This is a genomic window from Rhodocytophaga aerolata, from assembly GCF_030503435.1.
Classification (GTDB): domain Bacteria; phylum Bacteroidota; class Bacteroidia; order Cytophagales; family 172606-1; genus Rhodocytophaga; species Rhodocytophaga aerolata.
Window position 1 is genome coordinate 96,431 of the sequence record NZ_JAUKPO010000020.1, and the last position, 20,750, is coordinate 117,180.

General features: G+C 39.3%; 18 protein-coding genes. All 18 read right to left on the reverse strand.

All coding sequences use genetic code 11. The features are described 5' to 3' along the window. Positions 1-104: 104 nt before the first annotated feature. Complete coding sequence (locus Q0590_RS25265) at positions 105-932, reverse strand: DUF1206 domain-containing protein (protein WP_302040414.1); 828 nt, start codon at positions 930-932, stop codon at positions 105-107. An 8-nt stretch (positions 933-940) separates the two neighbouring features. Next, a complete protein-coding gene (locus Q0590_RS25270) occupies positions 941-2,053 on the reverse strand; it encodes an efflux RND transporter periplasmic adaptor subunit (RefSeq protein WP_302040415.1) in 1,113 nt (370 codons plus the stop codon). A gap of 58 nt (positions 2,054-2,111) precedes the next feature. After that, complete coding sequence (locus Q0590_RS25275; protein ID WP_302040416.1) at positions 2,112-5,270, reverse strand: efflux RND transporter permease subunit; 3,159 nt, start codon at positions 5,268-5,270, stop codon at positions 2,112-2,114. Positions 5,271-5,306: 36 nt separating this feature from the next. Continuing rightward, positions 5,307-6,704 carry a TolC family protein gene (locus Q0590_RS25280; RefSeq protein ID WP_302040417.1) on the reverse strand — a complete coding sequence of 466 codons (1,398 nt, stop codon included), beginning with the start codon at positions 6,702-6,704 and terminating at the stop codon, positions 5,307-5,309. A 94-nt stretch (positions 6,705-6,798) separates the two neighbouring features. Beyond that, positions 6,799-8,061: a sensor histidine kinase gene (locus Q0590_RS25285; protein WP_302040418.1), complete on the reverse strand. Its 1,263-nt coding sequence runs from the start codon at positions 8,059-8,061 to the stop codon at positions 6,799-6,801. Next, on the reverse strand, positions 8,058-8,735 hold the full coding sequence (locus Q0590_RS25290; protein WP_302040419.1) for a response regulator transcription factor: 678 nt from the start codon (positions 8,733-8,735) through the stop codon (positions 8,058-8,060). Before Q0590_RS25290 ends, Q0590_RS25285 begins: the two co-directional genes overlap by 4 nt. A gap of 50 nt (positions 8,736-8,785) precedes the next feature. Beyond that, complete coding sequence (locus Q0590_RS25295; RefSeq protein WP_302040420.1) at positions 8,786-9,244, reverse strand: thiosulfate sulfurtransferase GlpE; 459 nt, start codon at positions 9,242-9,244, stop codon at positions 8,786-8,788. A 193-nt stretch (positions 9,245-9,437) separates the two neighbouring features. Continuing rightward, positions 9,438-10,493 (reverse strand): Cj0069 family protein, encoded by a 1,056-nt coding sequence (locus Q0590_RS25300; protein WP_302040421.1) that lies wholly within the window; start codon positions 10,491-10,493, stop codon positions 9,438-9,440. 128 nt (positions 10,494-10,621) lie between these two features. Further along, the gene (chrA, locus tag Q0590_RS25305; RefSeq protein ID WP_302040422.1) at positions 10,622-11,959 is read right to left on the reverse strand and encodes a chromate efflux transporter; all 1,338 of its coding nucleotides are present in this window, start codon (positions 11,957-11,959) and stop codon (positions 10,622-10,624) included. 192 nt (positions 11,960-12,151) lie between these two features. Beyond that, positions 12,152-12,340: a DUF2490 domain-containing protein gene (locus Q0590_RS37600; protein WP_366970511.1), complete on the reverse strand. Its 189-nt coding sequence runs from the start codon at positions 12,338-12,340 to the stop codon at positions 12,152-12,154. Positions 12,341-12,675: 335 nt separating this feature from the next. Further along, complete coding sequence (locus Q0590_RS25310; protein ID WP_302040423.1) at positions 12,676-13,911, reverse strand: MFS transporter; 1,236 nt, start codon at positions 13,909-13,911, stop codon at positions 12,676-12,678. Continuing rightward, complete coding sequence (locus Q0590_RS25315; protein WP_302040424.1) at positions 13,883-14,719, reverse strand: nucleoside phosphorylase; 837 nt, start codon at positions 14,717-14,719, stop codon at positions 13,883-13,885. The genes Q0590_RS25310 and Q0590_RS25315 overlap by 29 nt, the downstream gene beginning before the upstream one ends. A gap of 12 nt (positions 14,720-14,731) precedes the next feature. Then, positions 14,732-15,844 carry an MBL fold metallo-hydrolase gene (locus Q0590_RS25320; RefSeq protein WP_302040425.1) on the reverse strand — a complete coding sequence of 371 codons (1,113 nt, stop codon included), beginning with the start codon at positions 15,842-15,844 and terminating at the stop codon, positions 14,732-14,734. Between the two features lie 31 nt (positions 15,845-15,875). Further along, positions 15,876-16,541, reverse strand: a complete 666-nt coding sequence (locus tag Q0590_RS25325; RefSeq protein ID WP_302040426.1) for an ArsR/SmtB family transcription factor — start codon at positions 16,539-16,541, stop codon at positions 15,876-15,878. A gap of 874 nt (positions 16,542-17,415) precedes the next feature. Beyond that, on the reverse strand, positions 17,416-18,681 hold the full coding sequence (locus tag Q0590_RS25330) for a hypothetical protein (protein ID WP_302040427.1): 1,266 nt from the start codon (positions 18,679-18,681) through the stop codon (positions 17,416-17,418). A 706-nt stretch (positions 18,682-19,387) separates the two neighbouring features. Continuing rightward, positions 19,388-20,080, reverse strand: a complete 693-nt coding sequence (locus Q0590_RS25335) for a RibD family protein (RefSeq protein WP_302040428.1) — start codon at positions 20,078-20,080, stop codon at positions 19,388-19,390. 87 nt (positions 20,081-20,167) lie between these two features. Then, positions 20,168-20,488, reverse strand: a complete 321-nt coding sequence (locus Q0590_RS25340; protein ID WP_302040429.1) for an aldo/keto reductase — start codon at positions 20,486-20,488, stop codon at positions 20,168-20,170. Continuing rightward, positions 20,395-20,688 (reverse strand): aldo/keto reductase, encoded by a 294-nt coding sequence (locus tag Q0590_RS37605; protein WP_366970514.1) that lies wholly within the window; start codon positions 20,686-20,688, stop codon positions 20,395-20,397. The genes Q0590_RS25340 and Q0590_RS37605 overlap by 94 nt, the downstream gene beginning before the upstream one ends. Positions 20,689-20,750: the final 62 nt, after the last annotated feature.

Sequence of the window (20,750 nt, forward strand, 5' to 3'; positions counted from 1 at the left end):
GGTAGATACCAATTCTGAGTTAAATCTGAATTTTTAGAAGGATGGAAAATTATTTTCGTTTAACTATAGAATAATTACATGTGATAACATAATTTTCTTTTCACCTATTCATGCAGTTTAAAGGGAAAGTACCTGGCCATAACAAACATAAATAAACCGAATATAAATAAACCACCTGCCAGGCAATACAGTAACATTAGCCCGTAAGGAAGCTGTAGTATGAGTTTAAATAAATCATCCATACTTTTTACCCAGGAAGGATTGCGGGTAAAGGCAGCTTTTAAAGTGTACACACCTATAGCAGTTAATAAGGTAGCTAGAGTAGTAAAACCGATGGCCCCACTCAAACGAATAATAATTTTCCAGAAACGGCTTAGATGATCTGTTTTCAAGCTTTTGTATAGCCCATTCTTTATTGCTTTTTTGCCTTGTACACTGGCCCAGGTTACCATGATAACTCCTGCTATTATTACTAGCCATTCACCGCCTTCCCTTTGCAAAATGGCAGCAATCCAAATTTGCTTTTCATTTTCTGGGCCACTTCCATTTCCTAATAATAGCTTTAAAGCAGTTAATGCTAAACTTGCATAGGATATACCACTGAGCAAATAAGTAAACCGGTGCAAAAGTCCACTTAAATTTGTCCCTTTGCCATACGGGTCGGAGAATACCTCGAACATTCGCCAAATGGTATGGGCCCCTAAAGCTATTGTAATCAAGCCTAATAGGATTTGACCCAAAGGTTGGTTAAATAAGGTTTTTAAGATCTCTTTCCGGTTAGCATCTTGGCTGCTTAAGCCAATAGCAGATAAAACAGCTAATATAGCTACGCCACAAAATAATATGCCTTTTACTACATAGCTCCACCGGGCTAGTGTTTCAATGGCCTTTTGTGAACCCTCTTGAAGCTTTTTAGTTTCAATAAAAGACATTGAATGGGCTACTTTGGCTCTGTTATCCTTACTACCACCCTTTTATCTGGTTTCAGTTCTTCACTGCCATTTTGTGCAAGTGTATCATTAGCAGAAACGTTACCAAATATTTCTATTTTATCATCCAAGGCCATTCCTTTGCTTACATCTACCCATTCAGTTTGCCTATTCTTTATTCGAACTATAAAATTCCTTTCCTGTGAAGTTACTACCGTTTTAGAGGGCACAAGAAATGTACTATCAGGCCGTGACATATTTATTTTTACATCAGCAAACATACCTGGCTTAAGTTGGCCATTTTGATTACTTACGTCAAACTCCCATAACTCTGTTCGGTTATTAGAGACAACGCTGTTGGTTTTGCGGGCAAGTGTAGCAGGAAATTTTTTTCCAGGAAAAGCTCTTACCGTAAAAAAGATTTCTTTACTGGTTAACAAGTTACCAACAGTGGCCTCAGGAACGGCTACTGCAAGTCTAAGTATTTTATTGTTTTCCATTTCGAGTAAAGGCTGGCTATTGTTTGCTCCAACTAAAGCTCCCGGATGAACATGTCGCATAGTGATTACTCCGTCAAAAGGTGCCCGGATAATTAAATATTCGTCTAAACTTCGTTTAGAACGAACGAGTGCCTTCATTGATTCATATTCTGCACTATCGGCATGCATTACATTTTTTGTGCGTTCTAATTCACTTGGGGCGATTACTCCCGGCTTCTTGGATGCATTTTGTATGCGTGTATAGGTATCTAAGCTGCTGGTATATTTTGCTTTTGTAGCTTGTAAGCGCGAATTCACTTCAGCTAACTGGGCATCCATTTCAGGTGCCTCCAATATGGCAAGTATCTGCCCTTTTTTAACCTCAGAGCCAATATCTACATTTATTTTCTTGACAAAGCCGCTCACTTTAGCAACAAGACTTACTTGCTCATAAGGTTTTAATTCACCCGGTAAGGTTATTTCTTTAGATAGCTTTTGTGATGTTAAAATAAAAGCATGAACTGTATCTGCCTTGGTAACTGAAGCCGACTGAACCTGCTTTTTTTCACCTTCTTCCTTACCATTGCAAGCTAGCAGATATAGTAGAGGTATGACTAACTTTAAGGAAAAGCTTATTTTTTTCATAATCTGCTAAAAATATATTTTAATCTCTTTGATTTTAATGCTTTCATGAATTTATATACTACATGCCGTGATATTTACTCTCTGTATCATCGGGATCAAGTGATCTGCTTATATAGGCTTTCCTTTGGGTAAGAGCATCATAGATAAGTGGCATTACAAAAAGTGTACTAAGTGTGGAAAATAAAAGGCCACCAATGACTGCTATACCTAAAGGAGAGGTTTGCTCACCTCCTTCACCTAATCCTATGGCCATAGGAATCATCCCGGCAATCATAGCAAGGCTTGTCATTAAAATTGGTCTTAAACGTGTATTGGCTCCCTCTAAGGCCACATTACCAGTATGCGATGTGTCCCGCCTAATCATCTCAGCATTCGTTACCAGTAAAATGGCATTAGCAACTGAAACACCAATAGCCATAATACAACCCATAAAAGATTGTATATTGAGTGTTTTACCTGTCAGCAACAATAATAACAGCGAGCCAGACAGAACAGCTGGCAGGTTAGTTAAAATAAGGGCAGATAGCTTGAAAGACTGAAAATTAGCAGCTAATAATAGAAAAATGACCACCACAGCTAATAATAAACCTGTTCCTAATTCATTTAAGGTTTGCTCTAGTAATTCTGCTTGTCCACGAATGGCTATTTTTAGCCCTGCAGGAATCTCTCCCAGCGCATCAATTTGCTTCTGTATGTCTTTCACAGCACTTCCTAAATCTTTATTTTCTATATTGGCTGTAATGTTTACAAAGCGCTGCTGATTTAACCGGTCATATTCTCCTACCAAGCTAGCTTTGCTCCACTCGGCTACATCCCGCACAAAAGCTGTCTGTGAACCTTTACCTGAGAGAGGAACTTGTTCAATATCTTGTGGAGTACTCATCTGATATTGAGGCAATTCTACTTGTACCTGGTAGGATGTACCACTGGATTGATCCAGCCAGTAATTAGGTTGTGTATATCTGCTGGAAGAAGTAGCCGCAACAAGCGATTTGCTAATGTCATTTACTGTAAGACCTAACTGTCCAGCCCTCACCCGGTCAATATTTACTTGCAAGCTGGGATAGTCGAGGGGTATGCCAAACTGTACATCGCGCAAATAGGAAAGACTTTGCAAATTTTTCTTAATCTTATCAGCATATTCCCGGCTTTGTGAAAGATTCTTACCTATAACCGCAATGTCTACAGGTGTAGTAGCTCCTAGGTTCATCACCTGATCGACCAAATCGCCTGGTTCAAAAGAAAGCGTAATCTGAGGAATGGTTTGTGCTACATCTTTTCTAATTTGTTCCTTCAGTTCCTGAATAGAAATATTTGATCCGGAATTAAGTCTAACTGTAAGTACAGCTTCATGCGGGCCGCTTGTCCACAAATAAATTGTATTAATAGGATAGTTAGGGGGTTGTACACCTACAAAAGCAGAAGATATTTCTATATTTTCGCCGCCCACTAAGGTCTTAATGCGTTCGATTAACTTCAATGTATAGTCTTCTGTACGTTCAATTCTTGTTCCGGTAGGCGCTCTTAAACGCAATTGAAATTGCCCGGCATCTACTTTTGGGAATATTTCAGTTCCAATAAGAAGAAATGAGCCAACTATTAGCAGTGAAACTACTGCTGTATAAAGGATAATTACCATTGTTTTTCTCTTGAAAAGCGGCAAAAGGCTTTCATTATACCGCTGTTTGATTTTCTCAAAGGAGAATCTGCTTGGCTTAATTGTATGTTTTTTTTCATGCAGTTCATCTTTCAGCATCCAATTGGCAAGTACAGGAACTAAGGTTTGGGATAGCAGGAAAGAAGCAATCATGGCAAAACCTACCGCTAAAGAAAGAGGCATAAACATGGATCTTGGTACACCGGTCATAAAAAAGGATGGAACGAACACGGCTAGTATACTAAAAAGAATTAATAGCTTAGGTAAAGCAATTTCTTTACAAGCATCCAAGATCGCTCTTGGTTTGGGCTTACCCATTTCTAAATGTCTATGGATATTTTCAATGGTTACAGTGGCTTCATCCACTAATATTCCAACAGATAAAGCTAATCCACCAAGCGTCATAATATTGATTGTTTGTCCAAATGCATAGAGAAAAATAACCCCTGTAAGGATAGCGATTGGAATAGTTATTATTACAATAATGGCACTTCTCCTATCCCCAAGAAATAACCACACCATTAAGCCTGTAAGTATGGCACCTAATCCGCCTTCAAATAATAAACTTTTAAGTGAGTTAATGACATAGCCGGATTGGTCAAATTCATAGGAAACTTTAATATCTTCAGGAATAGCAGCTTGCATAGCCGGCAACTCTTTCTTTATACGTTGCACTACATCCCAGGTGGATGCATCCGAGCGTTTAGTTACAGGGATGTATATCGAGCGTTTACCATTTACCAAAGCATAACCTGAAGTAATATCAGCACCATTTTCTACAGAACCGATATCTTTTAGATACACAGCTGGACCGCTTACAGCTTTCAAAGGAATATTGCCCAGCTCCTTAATGTTGCTTACAACAGAATTTTGAGGGGTAATTAGGGTCTGATCACCTACGCGGATATTCCCGGAAGGAGAAATAGTATTTCCATTAGCTAAAGCTTGTACTACTTCATCTGGTGATAAACCATAACTGCGCATTCGTTCAGGGTCTACTTTTATGATTACTGTCCGCTGGCTGCCACCAAATGGTGGAGGAGCTGACACCCCCTGTAAAGAAGCAAAGAGAGGGCGGACCTTAAACAAGGCTAAGTCTTGAATCTCACCTAATGTCTTGGTTTCACTCTGAAATACCAACTGGCCCACCGGAGCACTACCTGCATCATAGCGTACCACAAAAGGGGGAACCGTACCTGGAGGCATAAAAGCCCGGGAGCGGTTTACCTGGGCAACTACTTCGGCAATGGCCTGGCTCATTTCCGTTCCGGGGTGGAACTGGAGCTTGATTAATGTAACTCCTTGAATGGATTTAGATTCAACAAACTTGATTCCGGTAACATATAGGAAATGATATTCGTAGTAAGAAGTTACAAAACCTTCCATTTGCTGGGGCGATAATCCACCATAGGGCTGGGCAACATAGATTGTGGGAAGCCCCAATTGGGGGAATATGTCAATAGGCATCTTGCGGATTGCAAGTACAGAAAAAAACAAAATTCCGATGATGGCCACTATAATGGTAATAGGCTTTCGTAAGGCGCCGGTTATTAAATTCATAGCTTAAGTGGTATTTATTTTATTTAATGTTGCTTTTCACTCAATCTCATTTAGAAATTCTGACAGATCTCCCTTAATGTAAGATTGGTATAATTTAGCTTTCCAGAGATGAATAATGACGGAAGCATAATTTAATTCAGCACGATTCAGTTCGTATAAGCTTTGATATAATTCTGGTAAGGTAGTAAGTCCTGCCTGGTAGCGTGTTTGCATTTGAAAATAAGCATCACGGGCAGCACTGAGTTGTAAATCTGTTTGAGAAATGTTTTCGATTGCCGTTTGTATGTTGACTGCAGCTACCTTTATTTCACTATCCAGCTTGAGTTGTTGTTCCTGAAATAGCAACTGCTGCGCTTTGAGTTTTTCGTCTTCTACCCTTCCTTGGCTTCGAATCTTTGGATACACAAGAATAGGGAAAGTGAGTAATGCCCCTACTGCATAATTATACTTAGTGAAAGAAAGCCCACTCATGCTATAATCAAAATTTTCATTAATAGCGCCACCAGATCCCCTGGCAAAACCTGTAGCAAAGAAGGATAGCCTAGGAGCATAAGACCGGTTGACAAGAGATTTCCTGCTTTTACCTATATCTATTCTGGCTTGGTAGAGATCAAGAATAGGATGTGAGCTGGCTTTAGGAAGAGAGGAGTATGTGGAAGATGAACCTATAGAAAACACCTTCCCTGATGATAGCCTGATGCTATCATTATTGTATCCTATCTCTTGGTTTAGCCTGAGCAGGAATACCTTTTCAGCTTCTACGGCTTTATTCAATTCTACTGTTGCTTTGGCTATTTCCGCTTTTGTCATAGAAGTATCCACTCCGGGCCTTAATCCAGAAAGAGCTAATGTATGTACTGACGTATAGAGCACCTGTGTACGTTCCAGATTTGAATGCTGTACTTTAAGCATTGTTTGGGCAGTAAGCCAGTTAAGATATGTCTCAACTACCTGAATTTTATGCTCAAATATAGAATTTGTATATTCGGACTGTGTTTCGCGGAACTCTGATTGAGCTTGATCTATACTGGCTTTCCTTTGCCCAAAAGTAATAGGCTCCCATGCTAAACGGATACCACCTGCAGAGCCAAATACAGGATCATAATTGCTGGTATTACTTACCGGCCCGGAAATAGGAAGAACAATATCTTGTGGATAAAATATTCCATAGATATTGTTCAATGTAGCGTAATTAGCTTGCAAATGCAGGTCTAACTTTGGCAACGCATCTTTTTTTTCGACAGCAACCCTATTCCTTGATGCCTGTGCTAAATGACGCTTTGCCAATAATGAGGGATAATTTTCTTCCGATAGTTGAAGCGCTTGCTTAAGTGAAAGACTATCTTTTGAGTCTTGTGCAATAGATAGGAAATTAAGCCAAAGAAAGCAAAATAAAAGTAATAAACTTTTAAGGTATAAGTCTTTTTCTTTCATGTAAAAGGAGGTTTACCATTTAAAGTAAAACTTTGATAGTTACTTGAAATGTGCAACCAAAACTAAATACCAATTCTGAGTTAAATCTGAATTTTTAGAACTGAACAGAGATTTTATGCAAATTATCTTGGTAATTATAATTCACCTTCCATTTATTTATTTCACAAATGGTCTTTACAATAGCCAGCCCAAGGCCTAGGGCACCCTTGCTTTTTGATTGTTTTCTAAAGCGTTCAAAGAGAGTGTCTGGAGAAATAGCTAATTCTTCACCTGTATTTTCCACAAGAATTATTTTTTCAATGACGGCAACCCGAATGAACCCATTTTGTTTGTTGTGAACAAAAGCATTTTTTATTAGGTTGCTCAGCAATATTTCCATCAGCATCGGATTAGTATGTACATGTGCATTAAGCGGGATATCTACACTTACTTGTAAGGCATACTTTTCTGTATGCTCCTCAAAATAGGTTAGAATTTTCTCAACCAGTGGCTTGATGAGCACTCTTGTTTTATCAAAAAATTGGTTGTTTTCAATTTTAGATAATAGTAGTAAGGCATTATTTAGCTTAGACAATCTGTCAGTTTGAGAAAGAATTTCATGTAAAATCTCCGATTGGCTTTCTTCCAGAGTAGAGTTTTGAAATAGTAGTTCAATTTGGGATTGAATAATGGCTAATGGAGTTTGAATTTCATGAGACGCATTTTCAATAAATTGTTTTTGATTTAAATAGATTTGCCTGTTCTTACCTGTCAGTTGCTCTATAGATTGATTCAGCTGCTCAAATTCCTTTATCCTAGTAGGATCAAGCAAAAGGGACGATTCTTGATCCAGCCGGTACTCCCGCAATCGGTTAAGTGTAGAATAAAAGGGCTGCCACAACTTTTTTGAAAGCTTACGGCTAGTGAAGGCTAAGGCTAGAACTAATACAGCGTAGAGAGATAATAAAGTAATGGCAATGGTGTTGACGATCTCTGTCGTTTCCAGTCTTGGTTTAAAGATAACCATCCCGTAAGACTTTTTGTCAAAGGTAAACCTGGTGGTTAATTTCCTATACTCGTCAAATTCATTATCGGTAGGTTCATAGATGAGCGTATCTCCATACATATCTTGTGTATTTGGCAATAACCCTGAAGAAAGGGGATGAATGACAAAATCATTGTATTCATCCTTGGCAAGTGGAACTTCTCGGGATTGCTTGATGATACCAAGAACTTGATTTTTCCTGTTTAATAAAATTTCATCTGAATTTTCATATACTTCATATCTCATCACTGCATAAAAAACTAAAGACCATATTCCTAAAATAAGGAGGAAAAGCAGCAAATAATACCTGGTAGTAAGGGTTAACAATTTCATGTTTCTAGGAGCTGATAGCCAATACCATATACTGTTTTAATCTCCACTCTGGCACTTGCGCCACTTAATTTTCTTTTCAGATTTTTGATATGCGTAAACAAAAAGTCAAAAGAATCTACTTGATCTATATGATCGCCCCACAGCTGTTCTGCTAATGAGGATTTAGATACCACATAGTTTTTATTTGCTATTAAATGCAGCAAAATGTCTAACTCTTTTCTTGTTAAATTCAAAGGGGTTTGATTAGCAAAAGCTACGCGTTGAAGTAAATTGATTTGAATGTTTCCAAGCTCAATTACATCATTGGTATCAAACTTTTTTCTTCGGATAACCGCTTTTACCCTTGCATTGAGTTCAGAAAGGTGAAAAGGCTTAGTAAGGTAGTCATCCGCTCCTAAGTCCAAACCATTTATTTTATCATCGAGTGAATTTTTAGCTGAAATAATAATTACGCCTTGTGCTTTTTTTTGTGCTTTTAACGCTTCTAAAATTTTTAAGCCATTGCCATCAGGCAAGGTAATGTCAAGCAAGATACAATCATAATCATACAAATGAACTTTCTCGATAGCTTCATTAAAAGTAGCTACTCCTTCGCAAACATAATTCTCCTCTGAGAAATAAGAAGTAATACTTTTTAAAAGTGGTTGTTCATCTTCAACAATGAGAATTTTCATGATTTACACCATATTGTTAATAATCTGCAAAACTGAAGTGGATGATAGACTCACCTAAGGGGCACTCTAGCTTTTATCATCTCTTTCCAAGCTTCAATGCCTCCTGATAATAGTTGTACAGGATAACCTAACTCTAATAGGCGGTTAGTTACACCCTGGCTTACTTTATGTCCATGTACACAGTAGACAACGATAAGACTATCTTTGGGAAGTACTTTTGCCCATTCTTCAACATTAGTTGGATCAAGCCAGGTTGCGGTAGGTAATAATTGAGGATCAGCCTGAAAATCTTTTTTTAACCGCACATCCAGTATTCTTACTTTTGATCTTTTTTTAATCAGTTCTTGTAGTTCATGTGTAGTAATAGTAGTATCTGCTTGAGTAGTATCTACTTGATTTATACTACTTTTAGTATGTGAATGACTTAACTGTCCCAATGAATCTACATAGGCGGCAATTAAAATGATAAGTAAGCAGATACCTGTTTTTATTAAATCTTTGATTTTCATAATCTTAGACAGTATAAAAAATAATATATAATAAGAGATTTATTTGATGCCGGGAATTCTTTAAGTAAAATTACTAGTTAAGTAATGAGATAGCCCTGCTAAAGCACTTTTGCCAATCTATGAACAGAAAGCAGAAGCTATCACGTATTTTTGCTACCACCATTATACCAAACCATTTGGTATGCGAAATAAATTAAGAAATATAATCTTTTGAGTTCTTTTTTTTCATAAGTCTATGACTTACTTCTTCTACAATGAATGGAATAGCGCTGGGTGGAAAAGGCGAAACACAACTCACATTTATTTCACATAGGGTGTATTTTCCAACAGCCATATTGTGATTACTATCGTTTATAAAAAAGTCAGCATCCCAAATCACAGGCATCCTATCACTTGAAATGGCTAGGCTCTTTTGCAATTGAGGAATCCAGCTATTTTCCATGATTTGCTTCAAATCATTAAACAAACCGCAGTTTTGGGTGAAATAGTAACGTTTACTTGGGGGCAAACTTGTTTTAACGCCATTGATCGCTATTTCATACAGCGCAACAATTTCCTGATAGCCAAATCCGGCCACTTTATTTCCGGATACATAACATCTGACCATCCCATTGATTAGCCCTTCATGCCATGCTTGTTCGATTAGCAAGCCATTATTCGAAAAATAGGGTTTAAACTCGCTATAGAAGTCATTCCAAGAAAGAGTTTTAGCTTCCCCGCTATTTTTAGCATGAATAACAGTTACCTCATCTGCTGATCTACCTTGTATAATTTTATACACACCATTGCCTCCATTACCGCGGTATTGTTTTAATACTTTTATACCCGATCTCTGCAATGCCTCAGGAAACCGCCTAGCAAAGTCCTCAAAGCTTGTATACATGTCAGTTTCACTTCCCCAACCCACATCTTTTGTTTTATACAGAATATCCTTCGTGCCCATTTTCAATATTACTTCCGGATGAGTGGAAACAAAACATCCTTGATCGGATACTTTAGCAAGTAGGGCATCTAGTTTTCTTCGATCTTTTCCTTGCTCAATGGGATTCACCCAAACTAACAGGGCATCAAACTTGAGCAGATCACTATACAATGTATCAAGTGATTCATCATTATATAATACGGATTGGACATGGAACCCTTCTGATAAAAACGCACTTGCTAAATCCTTATACTTTTCCTCAGTTAAGGCATTTCTATCTGAGTTGATCTCGCCATAAATTAGTATGGCTATAGAATATGGCTTCATACTATTTTTTATTACTTGATTATTAAACTATTTAAATGACCTAAATAAACTTATGGCTAGTACCTATTTTCAGAAAAGCTCCAGTGAGTAAACAGTTTATAAGACAGCTCAAAGAGCCTGCATACCAATCAGGTTAGTATAAAATAATGTAACAGACCTGCTAAAGCACTTATGCCAATCCAGGGAATCATATCCATCTTGAACCCGTACATGGCTATAAAGGAAATAATAATCCAAGCCAGGCTAAAATAATCAACAACCCCTGCAGCCATTCCTTTTGGGAATACAACGGCCTGACCAAAGTATACAGTCAGATTCAATACAACCCCTACGACAGCAGCCGTTACAATACCTAAAATAGATTTAACTTTCATATTGCTTTGGGTCTTTTCAATAATAGGGGCTCCTACTAGTATAAAAAGGAAACAGGGTAGAAACGTGAAGAAAGTAGTAGTAAGCAGACCCACAGTCCCCATCAGCAAGGAGCCATTAAAATGATTAAAGCCGGCCATAAAGCCAACAAAAACGAGCACCATAATCAGTGGGCCTGGCGTAGTTTCGCCCAAAGCTAAGCCATCTATCATTTGCAAATTACTCAGCCATCCAAACTTCTCCACCGTTACTTGCGCTACATAAGGAAGCACCGCATAGGCTCCTCCAATGGTGACTAAAGCAGCCTTGGTGAAGAACAAGGATAAGTTTTTCCAAAAAGTAAAATCCTGCGTCAGATAATAAAATGAAATGAAAGGCGCTATCCAAAGCAGTAAAGCAATCAGCGTTTGCTTAATAATGCGTTTCCCATTGAATCCTGTCCCCGCTACTACGCTATTAGAATTTAAATAATATTCATCCTCATTAGCTGCCTTCTTACCTTCTTCTTTTTTTTGTTTTAATAAAGAAGGAAATAATTTCTGACCAATGAGTGCGATCAGGATAGCTCCTAAGATAATATAGGGGAAAGGAATATTAAAGAAAAATATGCCTATAAAACTCAGTGCCGCTATGGCATAATGGAAAGGAGTAAGCAGAGACTTTTTGCCAATCTTTATTAAAGCCAGTATGACAATGGCAACTACAGCAGGTTTTAATCCATAGAAAAGAGCTGACACCCAAGGAATCGTACCAAAAGTAACATAGATCATACTTAGGCCTAGTAGAATAAAAATGGAAGGTAATACAAATAATATTCCTGCTACAAGCCCTCCTCTCACTCCATGCAATAGCCAACCAATATACGTGGCTAATTGCTGTGCTTCTGGACCTGGAAGCAACATACAGTAATTAAGTGCATGCAGGAATTTAGAATCAGACACCCATTTTTTCTGATCTACGATGAATGTGTGCATAATGGCTATCTGTCCTGCTGGTCCTCCAAAGCTAATAAAGCCCAATTTTAGCCAGAATAAAAAAGCTTCTTTAAAACTAGGTTTCGTTACTGGAGTGGATGGTGTTAAGGTTGGCTGCATACTGTAAAATAAAAAGTGATTTAAAACTTAAAATTTAGAGAAGAATTCTGAGTTAATTCTGAATTTTAATGCTATGGTGCATTATTAAGCCAATATTTGTCTTTCTTAAATCAATAATATTGAAGAAATGAGGCGGATGGTATGATTATGATTGAAACGGTTTTCTGTGGGTAATTGCTGAAATAAATTCATTTAGCCAAGCTGAGTATGTAATGTCTTACTAAGTTGATAGCCAAAACCTATAGAGAAGCCGTTTTGATCAAAGTAGTTATAGGTAATCTGCTTACCTGCATTGATGTGTAGTTCATCAATGAATAACCCCGGGGCAGAGCTCTGAGAAATTCTCTCGATTAAAGTATGGCTGTTAAAAGGATAATTCAAGTGAAATTACTACCCTTTTGATATTCCTCCATAAATAAAGAGAGAACAAAAGGGGAAAGACAATTTTTCAAGGAAAGGTCATTGAATTCTATATTTTTCCTCTCTTGCCCAAAAGTGAAGTTTCAACAAAGGGGAAGTTAATTTAGCTTAATTTTTCTAGAGCATACGTATGCGTTTAACTGCTACCATACAAACAGCTCTTAACTTAGCTTTTACTTGTTGGAGGAAGTCCAATGTAGATGAATCAGAAGCTTTCTACTTAGCTTGAAAGAGCATATTAGCTTGAAAGAGCATATTAACGCTAGGAAACTAGGATGAAAACTTTGAAGTAGGAATCATATATAGGCCAGTTTTTTTCCACAGGACATTCGGTAGCCAATCACCAGGGCAGATAAGATAGTAATTCCTCCTACTACTAGCATCGCGTAATAAACACCAAATGTATCGGCAAGTACTCCGGTAAGCAAAGCACCGACAGCGTAGCCTAAATCCCGCCAGAAACGGAATACACCCATACTACCTGCCCGCTGATTGGGATGGGTATCTGAGGCAATGGCAGCTAGAAAGGTGGGATAGACTACAGCTGTTCCCAAGCCTAACACGGTTGCAATAGCCATAAAATGGGAGGGGCTCGTTGCCCAGGGAAAAAAGATAATTGCTAGCCCTTGGAAGAACATACCTAGAAAGAGTAATGATTTTTTACAAAACCTATCCGCTAGGGCACCAGTAAAGAGTTGCCCAACCCCCCAAATAGCCGGGTAAGTCGCCACAATGAGACCGATCTGAGGCAAAGAAAAGCCTTTACTACTTAACAAAACAGGCAAAAGCCCCCATACCATACCATCATTTAGATTATTCACTAAGCCTGCCTGCGTGACTGCACCGAGGTTAGAATGCCGAAAAGTAGTATCCCAGAAAACGTTTGGTAAAAGGGGCTGCGAAGAGAACTTCACTTCTTGCTTTACATGACTAGCCGTGTCTTTTATTAGAAAGATACTGCCAAGTAGCCCTAACAGGGCAAAGATGATCCCTATGACAAACGGATATGGCCTTAACCCATATTCCTTGGCCATCCAGCCAGTTAGAAATGCAACGGCTGCTATGGACAAATACCCGGCAAATTCATTGATCCCCATAGCAAGCCCTCTGTTTTTCTCCCCTACCAGGTCAATTTTCATCACTACCGTTGAAGACCAGGCAAGACCCTGATTGATGCCCAGCAGTACATTAGCCAGGATGATCCAGTTCCAGGTAGGTGCGTACATCAGAATTAAGGGTACAGGTAGGCCGAATAACCACCCATAGACGAGTAAATTCTTTCTGCCTACTTGATTGGCTAAGGCGCCTGTCAGGTAGTTAGTAAGGGCTTTAGTAAGGCCAAAGACCACAATAAAGGAAAGTAGGGCTGTTTTAGCTACTAGCCCAAATTCCCCTTCAGCTAGCTCGGGTAATAGCGTCCGTTCCAGGCCAATCATACCACCCACAAAAGCATTGATAATGACAAGGAGGGTAAACTGCTGCCAGTTTTCCCGTAAGCCTAATCTAGTTTGCGTGTAAACCCTTGTTTGCATAGTGATTAGAAATGATAGGAAGCAAGGTAGCTGCCGTATGATAGAGAAGTGCTAGGGAATCCAGGCTACCGTTTTCAGCTCCCTTTTCAAAGTCCTCCCCATGCTGGGCCATTGAGTTGGTTAAATGGGCATAGCAGACCACCGGCTTTCCTTTGGCTTGGGCAAAAGCGTATAAGGCTGCCGCTTCCATTTCCACGGCTAAAGCTCCTTGGGCTCTTGCCTTTGCAATGGCCTTTTCTGTTTCCCGATAAGGGGCGTCCGTTGTCCAGCTCTTGCCGGTTACAGCCATTAATCCTGCCTTTTCAAAGGAAGCCGATAAGGGAATCAATAAATCAGCAGATAGCGTTGCAGGCTTCTCAGGTGGCAGGTAATGATAGGAAGTCCCTTCATCGCGTATGGCTTCGGAAATGAGCACAAAGGAAGGCTCGCTTTCCAGCGGGGTAATAATGCCGGCTGAGGTAATGCTGACAAGGAGCCTGCAGCCAGAAACAAATAACTGCTCGGCTAGTAGGACAGCAAAGGAAGCCCCTACGGCACAACCGATAATGCCAAAGCTCATTCCCTGATAAGAGAAATCATACAACGTGGTGTGATAGCAGGCCCAACACGGATTGACGCTAGCCTGCCCGGTTTTGATCAAATAGCGTACGATGTCTCCATCCGGATCTAGCACACAGACCGAAGGAATGCTTCCTTTGGGAATGTTTTTCTGCCTTCGGGCTTCCCGTAGCAGGTTCTCCGGCTGAAAGACGGACTCACCAGCATAGTCTTTTCCTAAAAGCAAATTAATTTTTTCTTCTGATTTCATAAGAAAATGTTGTTAAGAAATAGCGCAACGATTGGCTCCCGCTTCTACTTCCATCGGCTCTATGCCCGAGAAGTCACCCCCTCTGTTGAGCTCACTTATGGTGAGATAATTAGGAGGAGTAGCCGGTATTTTAGCAAGTAGGGTTTGGGCAAACGCTTCTTCAGATACCTTTACCCAGGAAAGCTTAGCTGCTAGTTCACCGATGGTGGTTACAATCGGTTCTTCATCAAATGCCACGGGTTTAGAAGTATGCCCGGGCAAGACCTGCAGGGATTCTGGCAGAGCAAGTAAGGTATGGAGGGATCGATGTAAAAGGGTAGCTTTTTGCCGGATTTCATCCGCACTCGCTTTCAAGTCTGGCCTACCAATACCATCCACAAAAAGGGTATCTCCGGAAAATAAGACGCTTTCCCCTACCAGGTAAGAAAAGCTTTCCAGGGTATGACCCGGTGTAGGAATGGCTTTGAGTAGTGTTTTACCTAGAGGTAACGTTGTTTGGGAAGTAACTGGCTCATAGCTAAATTGAAACTTATCACTCTCTGGCAGTAGCAGCTTAGCCCCGGTTTGCAGGGCTAATACACGAGAGCGGGACAAATGATCAGCATGTAAATGTGTATCAAGTACATAGGTAATCTGCCATCCATGCATCATGGCTAAATCAAGATACACTTTTTCATCCAGGGAAGCGTCAATGACTAGTGCTTCCCCTTCGGAAGCAACCATATAGGACAGACAGCCTTTTCCAGTCCTTCTGATTTGCAGGATGGACACTTGGGGCAGAGACGTAGGCACTATTGCCGTATTCCAGGCAAGGCTCCAGGCTTTCATGCCACCCTCTAGGGAATACACTTCTAGTCCTTTTGCCTGCAATTGCCCGGCCGCTTTCAGGCTCATGCGCCCAGCGGCACAAACAGTGACTACAGGAACATGTTGAGCTACATTCACATTGTCTAACGCGTGCTCGTCGCCAGCCTTCAGCTTATCATACACATCCACATGAATGCTGCCTGGAATAGCCCATTCCTGCCGCTCGGCAAGCGGGCGTACATCAAGAATGGTGACGGGCTTTCCATTTTCCAGCCAATTTCTTAAAGTAGTTACATCAAGGGTTGGAGTTGTTTCCATAAAATATGGTTTTACAAAGGAATAGGCGGTTTTAAGAAATGGTTTGAAAGGGAAGGTTTCGGCTTTTCCAGTCAGGAAAGCCTTCCTCCAGGCGGATAGCCCGAATGCCTTGCCCGGTAAGGAGCCCAACGGCTTCATCAGCAAATACGCAGAAAGGTCCGCGACAATAAACCACCACTTCTTTGCCTGCAGGAAGATCGGCAATCTTTTGGGCCAGCTTTTCCATGGGCACGGATAAAGCTTGTGGGATGTGGCCAGCTTTAAATTCTTTTTCCGGTCTTACATCTAGAATAACTACCCCTTCCTCGGATATCTTCTCTAGTAACTGATCAATGGAGAGGGATTGAAAAGAGTTTTTCTCCTCACGGAAATCCTTTAAGGTACGCTCGATTTGAGCTAAGCGATCAATGCCTAATTCACGCAAGGATTGCCAGACGGTATATACCCGCTCATCTGCCAAGCGGTAATGCACATAATGCCCTTCCTTCTGTATGCTAACAAGATTGGCCCCTTTCATTACCTGTAAATGTTGAGAAGCATTGGCAATACTTATATCCACCTGAGCAGCAATTTCTTCGACGCTCCGGCTACCTTGAGCGAGCAGATCAATGATTTGCAGGCGGAAAGGATGGGCTAATGCTTTAGTAAGACTAGCTAACTCGGAATATACTTTTTCTTTGAATTCTCTTTTTTCCATGATTCTTAAGTGGAATGATGGAAAAAAGATAATATAATAATTCAATTATTCAATAAAGTTATTGAATATATTTTTACAGATTATTTATACCACCTGCGAGCCACTGTTCCAATGGGGTACATTGTTTATCCTAAAATAATTTGCTTTTTCACTTTTTGATACAAATGTACTTGTGACAGATGCCACATCCCGTATAACATAGGCATTGTTGGGGTCAATGGTTTTCAATCCATCTACTAGGAATGAATAAGTGTATAGATCTGATGGTAAAACTTTTGTAGTGTAAGACCATAGACCACTATCCCCTTTAGTCATAATTTCTGTGGCACGCTTAGAGCCCTCAAATGGCATCCAATCCCCTGATAGCTTTACTTCTTTGGCATTTGGAGCTACTATTCAGAAAGTCACAGTATTGTCATCATGAATCTGGGGTGAGGTAACTTGAGATCCTCCAAACAAGGACTGTTGTGCATGAATCGAGCCTGTAATACATCCAAAAAGTAAAATCAGAAAATAAAGTTTTTTCATATTAGTTACCTATTAATCCATAATAAACTACTTCCGGCTTTCTAAACTCTTACCTAGGCATTCTCAAAAGAATCTTTGAGGCAACTCATTTTAGCTTATCAGCAGGCAATAGATTCCAATCCTACCCCGCTACATGTAATATGGCTTGTGGACGAGATATCCGGTTCCAGGAGCCAATTCCAATCCCACTTTACTACAGGTTGTATCCCAAAAATGCTTATTAAAGGCATTTGTAATAAAAGTGAGTTTGTGAGTGATAATTTATCCTCACACTAAGGACGTGGAACCGCCCTGAACAATCGTAGAAGTAAGAGTATATTCTTACTATTTATATTTATACTATATGTCAAGGCTCTACTTCATGAATTAATCCATCATTCTTTTCCTTGTCACTTTGAATTAGCTGTACTACTATATTTTCAACTTTAGCTTTCTGTAATATCATGGTTTTTAATTCAAATCCTGCCCAATTACGGGCATAAAACTTCTTTTCCTCTTCATCCTTGGGTAGTTCTTTTATATCTTCTAATAAAATGGTTCCACAATTATATTTGAGGCACATAGCAATCACATTTTTTGAAAGCACATGGTTGTAAGTGCGTATCCAGTTGCGCTCTGCTTCCTTAATCTGATCTAATGCTTGTAGTTTTTTCCCCCTTCCATGTCCCCCTACTGTATCCTTCAAGGCTCTCTGCAGATTTCGATTTCTGGTCTGAAACTGCATGCGCTTACGTAAAATTTCATCGGCCTGTCCTATCAATTTATGATCTTCACTACCACTAACCCGGCACATTACAGGCACCTGGATACCTGCCTGTACATGAAGGGATTTATTAGGATCTAAGTATGTGTCCTTTTGTGGGAGTTTTAGACTTAGTAGCAAAAAAATCTTTCTACCCTTTATCTGCAAAGATGAATCTCCATAGTCATATTCACCAGACAAGAGGCGGTCTAACTCAGTATTTCTGGATGAACGGTCCCGGCCAAAAACAGTAATGAACTTAATATTTTTTATCCAGTTAATGTATAAATTCTCTGCATCTTTCTCAAATCGAAGGCTACTTGCCCTAACTGGTATTGGTATACCTTTCTTATAATTTCTTATACTGCGCTTGCCTTGCACAACACTTACATAATCATTTAAAAAATCTGCATTCACTTTGGCTATTAGTGCACCATATACATGGCTTCCCCAATGTTTATACTGCTCTGCGATCATGCGGTAGGAAAGCTGGCTGCGGCTTACTTCAAAAAACTTTTTTAATTCCTCTCTTGCTTCTACCCTTGCCTGCTTTAAGAGTTCATTCCTTTTTTTCTTTGCCTGTTCAATGTTTTTTTCAATTTCCTTCCTTTTCTTATTATCTTCTCCGGCTTCTTTTAACACTTTTATTTCCTGCTCGATAAGGGTCTCCATAGTGGCTATTTTCAGAGCATCGGACTTAACAAGTTTGTTTTCGAAGGTTGAATAAAACCACTGGTCCGAAATGATCTGATTGGCTGCCCGGAATACTTCTCGGTCTAACTGCCGAAGGAATGCCCATGCTTGGTTTTTTTCTGCTGATTGCCCAATGACAGCTAGTTCAAGTTTTCTGGTTATAATAGCTTGATTCATAACAAAGAATGGAGTATAAAAAATCAAAAGTAATCCGGTCTGTTAAATGGACCATTTTAAATACATTCTATCCGATATCTATATGTATAGTTTTCAGATTCAACGAAAAGTAATATCACTATGTTCAGTTAGTATACAATTAGCTTACAAGTTTTAACCTATGCTCATTGTCACTTAGCTTATCCGTTTATATTAAGTTTATCTATCAGCTTGTCCAGTGTGATAGGGTAATCGCGAATCCTGACTCCGGTCGCATTATAGACGACATTGGCTACTGCTAAACTTTTTCGTATAAGCTTTGTCAATAGCATTATTGATTTTCCCTACAGGGGATCAAATGTTACCTCTATTGTCATTCGGGCAGCTTGAATACGTTGGGCTTTTTGCCCGATGGCTGATTTGCACCATCTAAAGTGAACCGAATTGTATGCTCTTACTTATAAATCACTACAAACAACTACTATCCAAATCCATGTGGGTGTGCCTTATGTTTTTCCATCTTCACGGAAGGGAGATTATGTGAATGTCATCCGCTTCTTCTATCTTCATCAATTCACTAGTTTGAAATTACTTAGTTTCTCTATTCCAGGTTTGTAGTTTAATAATGATACTTTATAGATTTTTTGCTAATGGTTCGTAATGGGTTAGCTATAATATAAAATGCTCATGACTATTGAAGTGTAGATCTGAATTAACCTCATGAATATCAATTTCGCTTGTATCGAAGCCATAATGTCCCACCTTCCAAGGTTTGAGTGCTTGTCAGCTTTAAATCCCATACAGAATTTGCTTTTGGATAATTGCCTAATTCAAAAGTTGTAGGGCCAGGAAGAGCATCTGCAATAGGAGCGAGTAATAAGCTAAATTCATCAATTAACCCTGTATTTAACATGGAACCGTTTAAATAGCCTCCCCCTTCGAGTAATAAGGTTTTTATTTGAAATGAATTGGCAAGCACTTCAAGGGCATATTCGAAATCTATATTTTCCTTGCCTGCAAACAGGTAAGAGATATTCTTTTTTTGCAGGTAATACAAATAGGCATCAGACACATTTTCAGAAAGTACTTCTATTATGTGATCGCCTTGTATTTCATTGTCTTTCCATCCTAATTTACCTTTTGTATCAATGGCGATGGCCAAAGAAGTTGCTTTTTCGTTTCCGATGAAGGTTTCCCTGTTAATTGCGGTATCGGGCTCAGTCAACTCCGGACTTTCATTAGAAAAATCTTTTTCCAAAGTTACCCTTCCACATATCCAACCATCTGCACCAAAAGATTCATAAATACCTTCGAAACAAGGGGCTAGTGATTTCCAAGCGTTGGTATGCCTCCAGTTTTCAGTTAAAATTTTCCCATTTATAGAGGACACCATGTGAAACATGATATAAGGTCTTTTCATTATATATATTAAATTTTGGTATAAACAGCGTTCACCTGTATAGTCAGGTTATTATCCCACTCATTGTTCGTTGATTCCAGGATAGTATTACCAGGGAAAGTTATCAGGGTCGTTTTTGGGATTTACACGCTGATTCTTGTTGATTCCATGGATGATGGACATATCAGCCGGTGATAATTCAAAATTGAAAATGTCAATATTTTCAGCCATGTGGGCTTTTTTCCTTGAACGGGGAATGGTGATCAAGTCTCTTTGAATATCCCATCTTAAGATAATTTGAGCAACACTTTTCCTATATTTTTTGGAGAGACCTATTAGTATTTCATTGTCAAGAATAGTCCCGGTGGCCAATGGCGACCAACCTTCAACCGCAATACCCTTGGTAAGAGTATATCCGGATTTCTCCATTGTGAAAGGTTGGGATGATTTTCGATTTGATTTAACACCGGTTTTAATTTGGCATATGTTAGCAGCTCATCAATATGATGTGGATTGAAGTTGCTTAAACCAATAGATTTGATTAATCCTTTGTTTACGTAATCTTCCATTACTTGCCAGGTTTCTTGCACATATCCTTTTACAGGCCAGTGAATCAGAACCAAATCCACGTATTCTCCACCAAGCAATTTAAGGCTTTTATCTAATCTCTAGACTGATACGTAAGTGAGAG

What these genes read in the sequence shown, in the direction of transcription:
- Q0590_RS25290 (WP_302040419.1), bottom strand. Translation starts at nt 8,735, where the DNA reads ATGAAAATTCTCATTGTTGAAGATGAACAACCACTTTTAAAAAGTATT.
- Q0590_RS25300 (WP_302040421.1), bottom strand. Translation starts at nt 10,493, where the DNA reads ATGAAGCCATATTCTATAGCCATACTAATTTATGGCGAGATCAACTCA.
- Q0590_RS25310 (WP_302040423.1), bottom strand. Translation starts at nt 13,911, where the DNA reads ATGCAAACAAGGGTTTACACGCAAACTAGATTAGGCTTACGGGAAAAC.
- Q0590_RS25325 (WP_302040426.1), bottom strand. Translation starts at nt 16,541, where the DNA reads ATGGAAAAAAGAGAATTCAAAGAAAAAGTATATTCCGAGTTAGCTAGT.
- Q0590_RS25295 (WP_302040420.1), bottom strand. Translation starts at nt 9,244, where the DNA reads ATGAAAATCAAAGATTTAATAAAAACAGGTATCTGCTTACTTATCATT.
- Q0590_RS25315 (WP_302040424.1), bottom strand. Translation starts at nt 14,719, where the DNA reads ATGAAATCAGAAGAAAAAATTAATTTGCTTTTAGGAAAAGACTATGCT.
- Q0590_RS25335 (WP_302040428.1), bottom strand. Translation starts at nt 20,080, where the DNA reads ATGAAAAGACCTTATATCATGTTTCACATGGTGTCCTCTATAAATGGG.
- Q0590_RS25270 (WP_302040415.1), bottom strand. Translation starts at nt 2,053, where the DNA reads ATGAAAAAAATAAGCTTTTCCTTAAAGTTAGTCATACCTCTACTATAT.
- chrA (WP_302040422.1), bottom strand. Translation starts at nt 11,959, where the DNA reads ATGCAGCCAACCTTAACACCATCCACTCCAGTAACGAAACCTAGTTTT.
- Q0590_RS25340 (WP_302040429.1), bottom strand. Translation starts at nt 20,488, where the DNA reads ATGGAGAAATCCGGATATACTCTTACCAAGGGTATTGCGGTTGAAGGT.
- Q0590_RS25285 (WP_302040418.1), bottom strand. Translation starts at nt 8,061, where the DNA reads ATGAAATTGTTAACCCTTACTACCAGGTATTATTTGCTGCTTTTCCTC.
- Q0590_RS25275 (WP_302040416.1), bottom strand. Translation starts at nt 5,270, where the DNA reads ATGAATTTAATAACCGGCGCCTTACGAAAGCCTATTACCATTATAGTG.
- Q0590_RS25320 (WP_302040425.1), bottom strand. Translation starts at nt 15,844, where the DNA reads ATGGAAACAACTCCAACCCTTGATGTAACTACTTTAAGAAATTGGCTG.
- Q0590_RS25330 (WP_302040427.1), bottom strand. Translation starts at nt 18,681, where the DNA reads ATGAATCAAGCTATTATAACCAGAAAACTTGAACTAGCTGTCATTGGG.
- Q0590_RS25265 (WP_302040414.1), bottom strand. Translation starts at nt 932, where the DNA reads ATGTCTTTTATTGAAACTAAAAAGCTTCAAGAGGGTTCACAAAAGGCC.
- Q0590_RS25280 (WP_302040417.1), bottom strand. Translation starts at nt 6,704, where the DNA reads ATGAAAGAAAAAGACTTATACCTTAAAAGTTTATTACTTTTATTTTGC.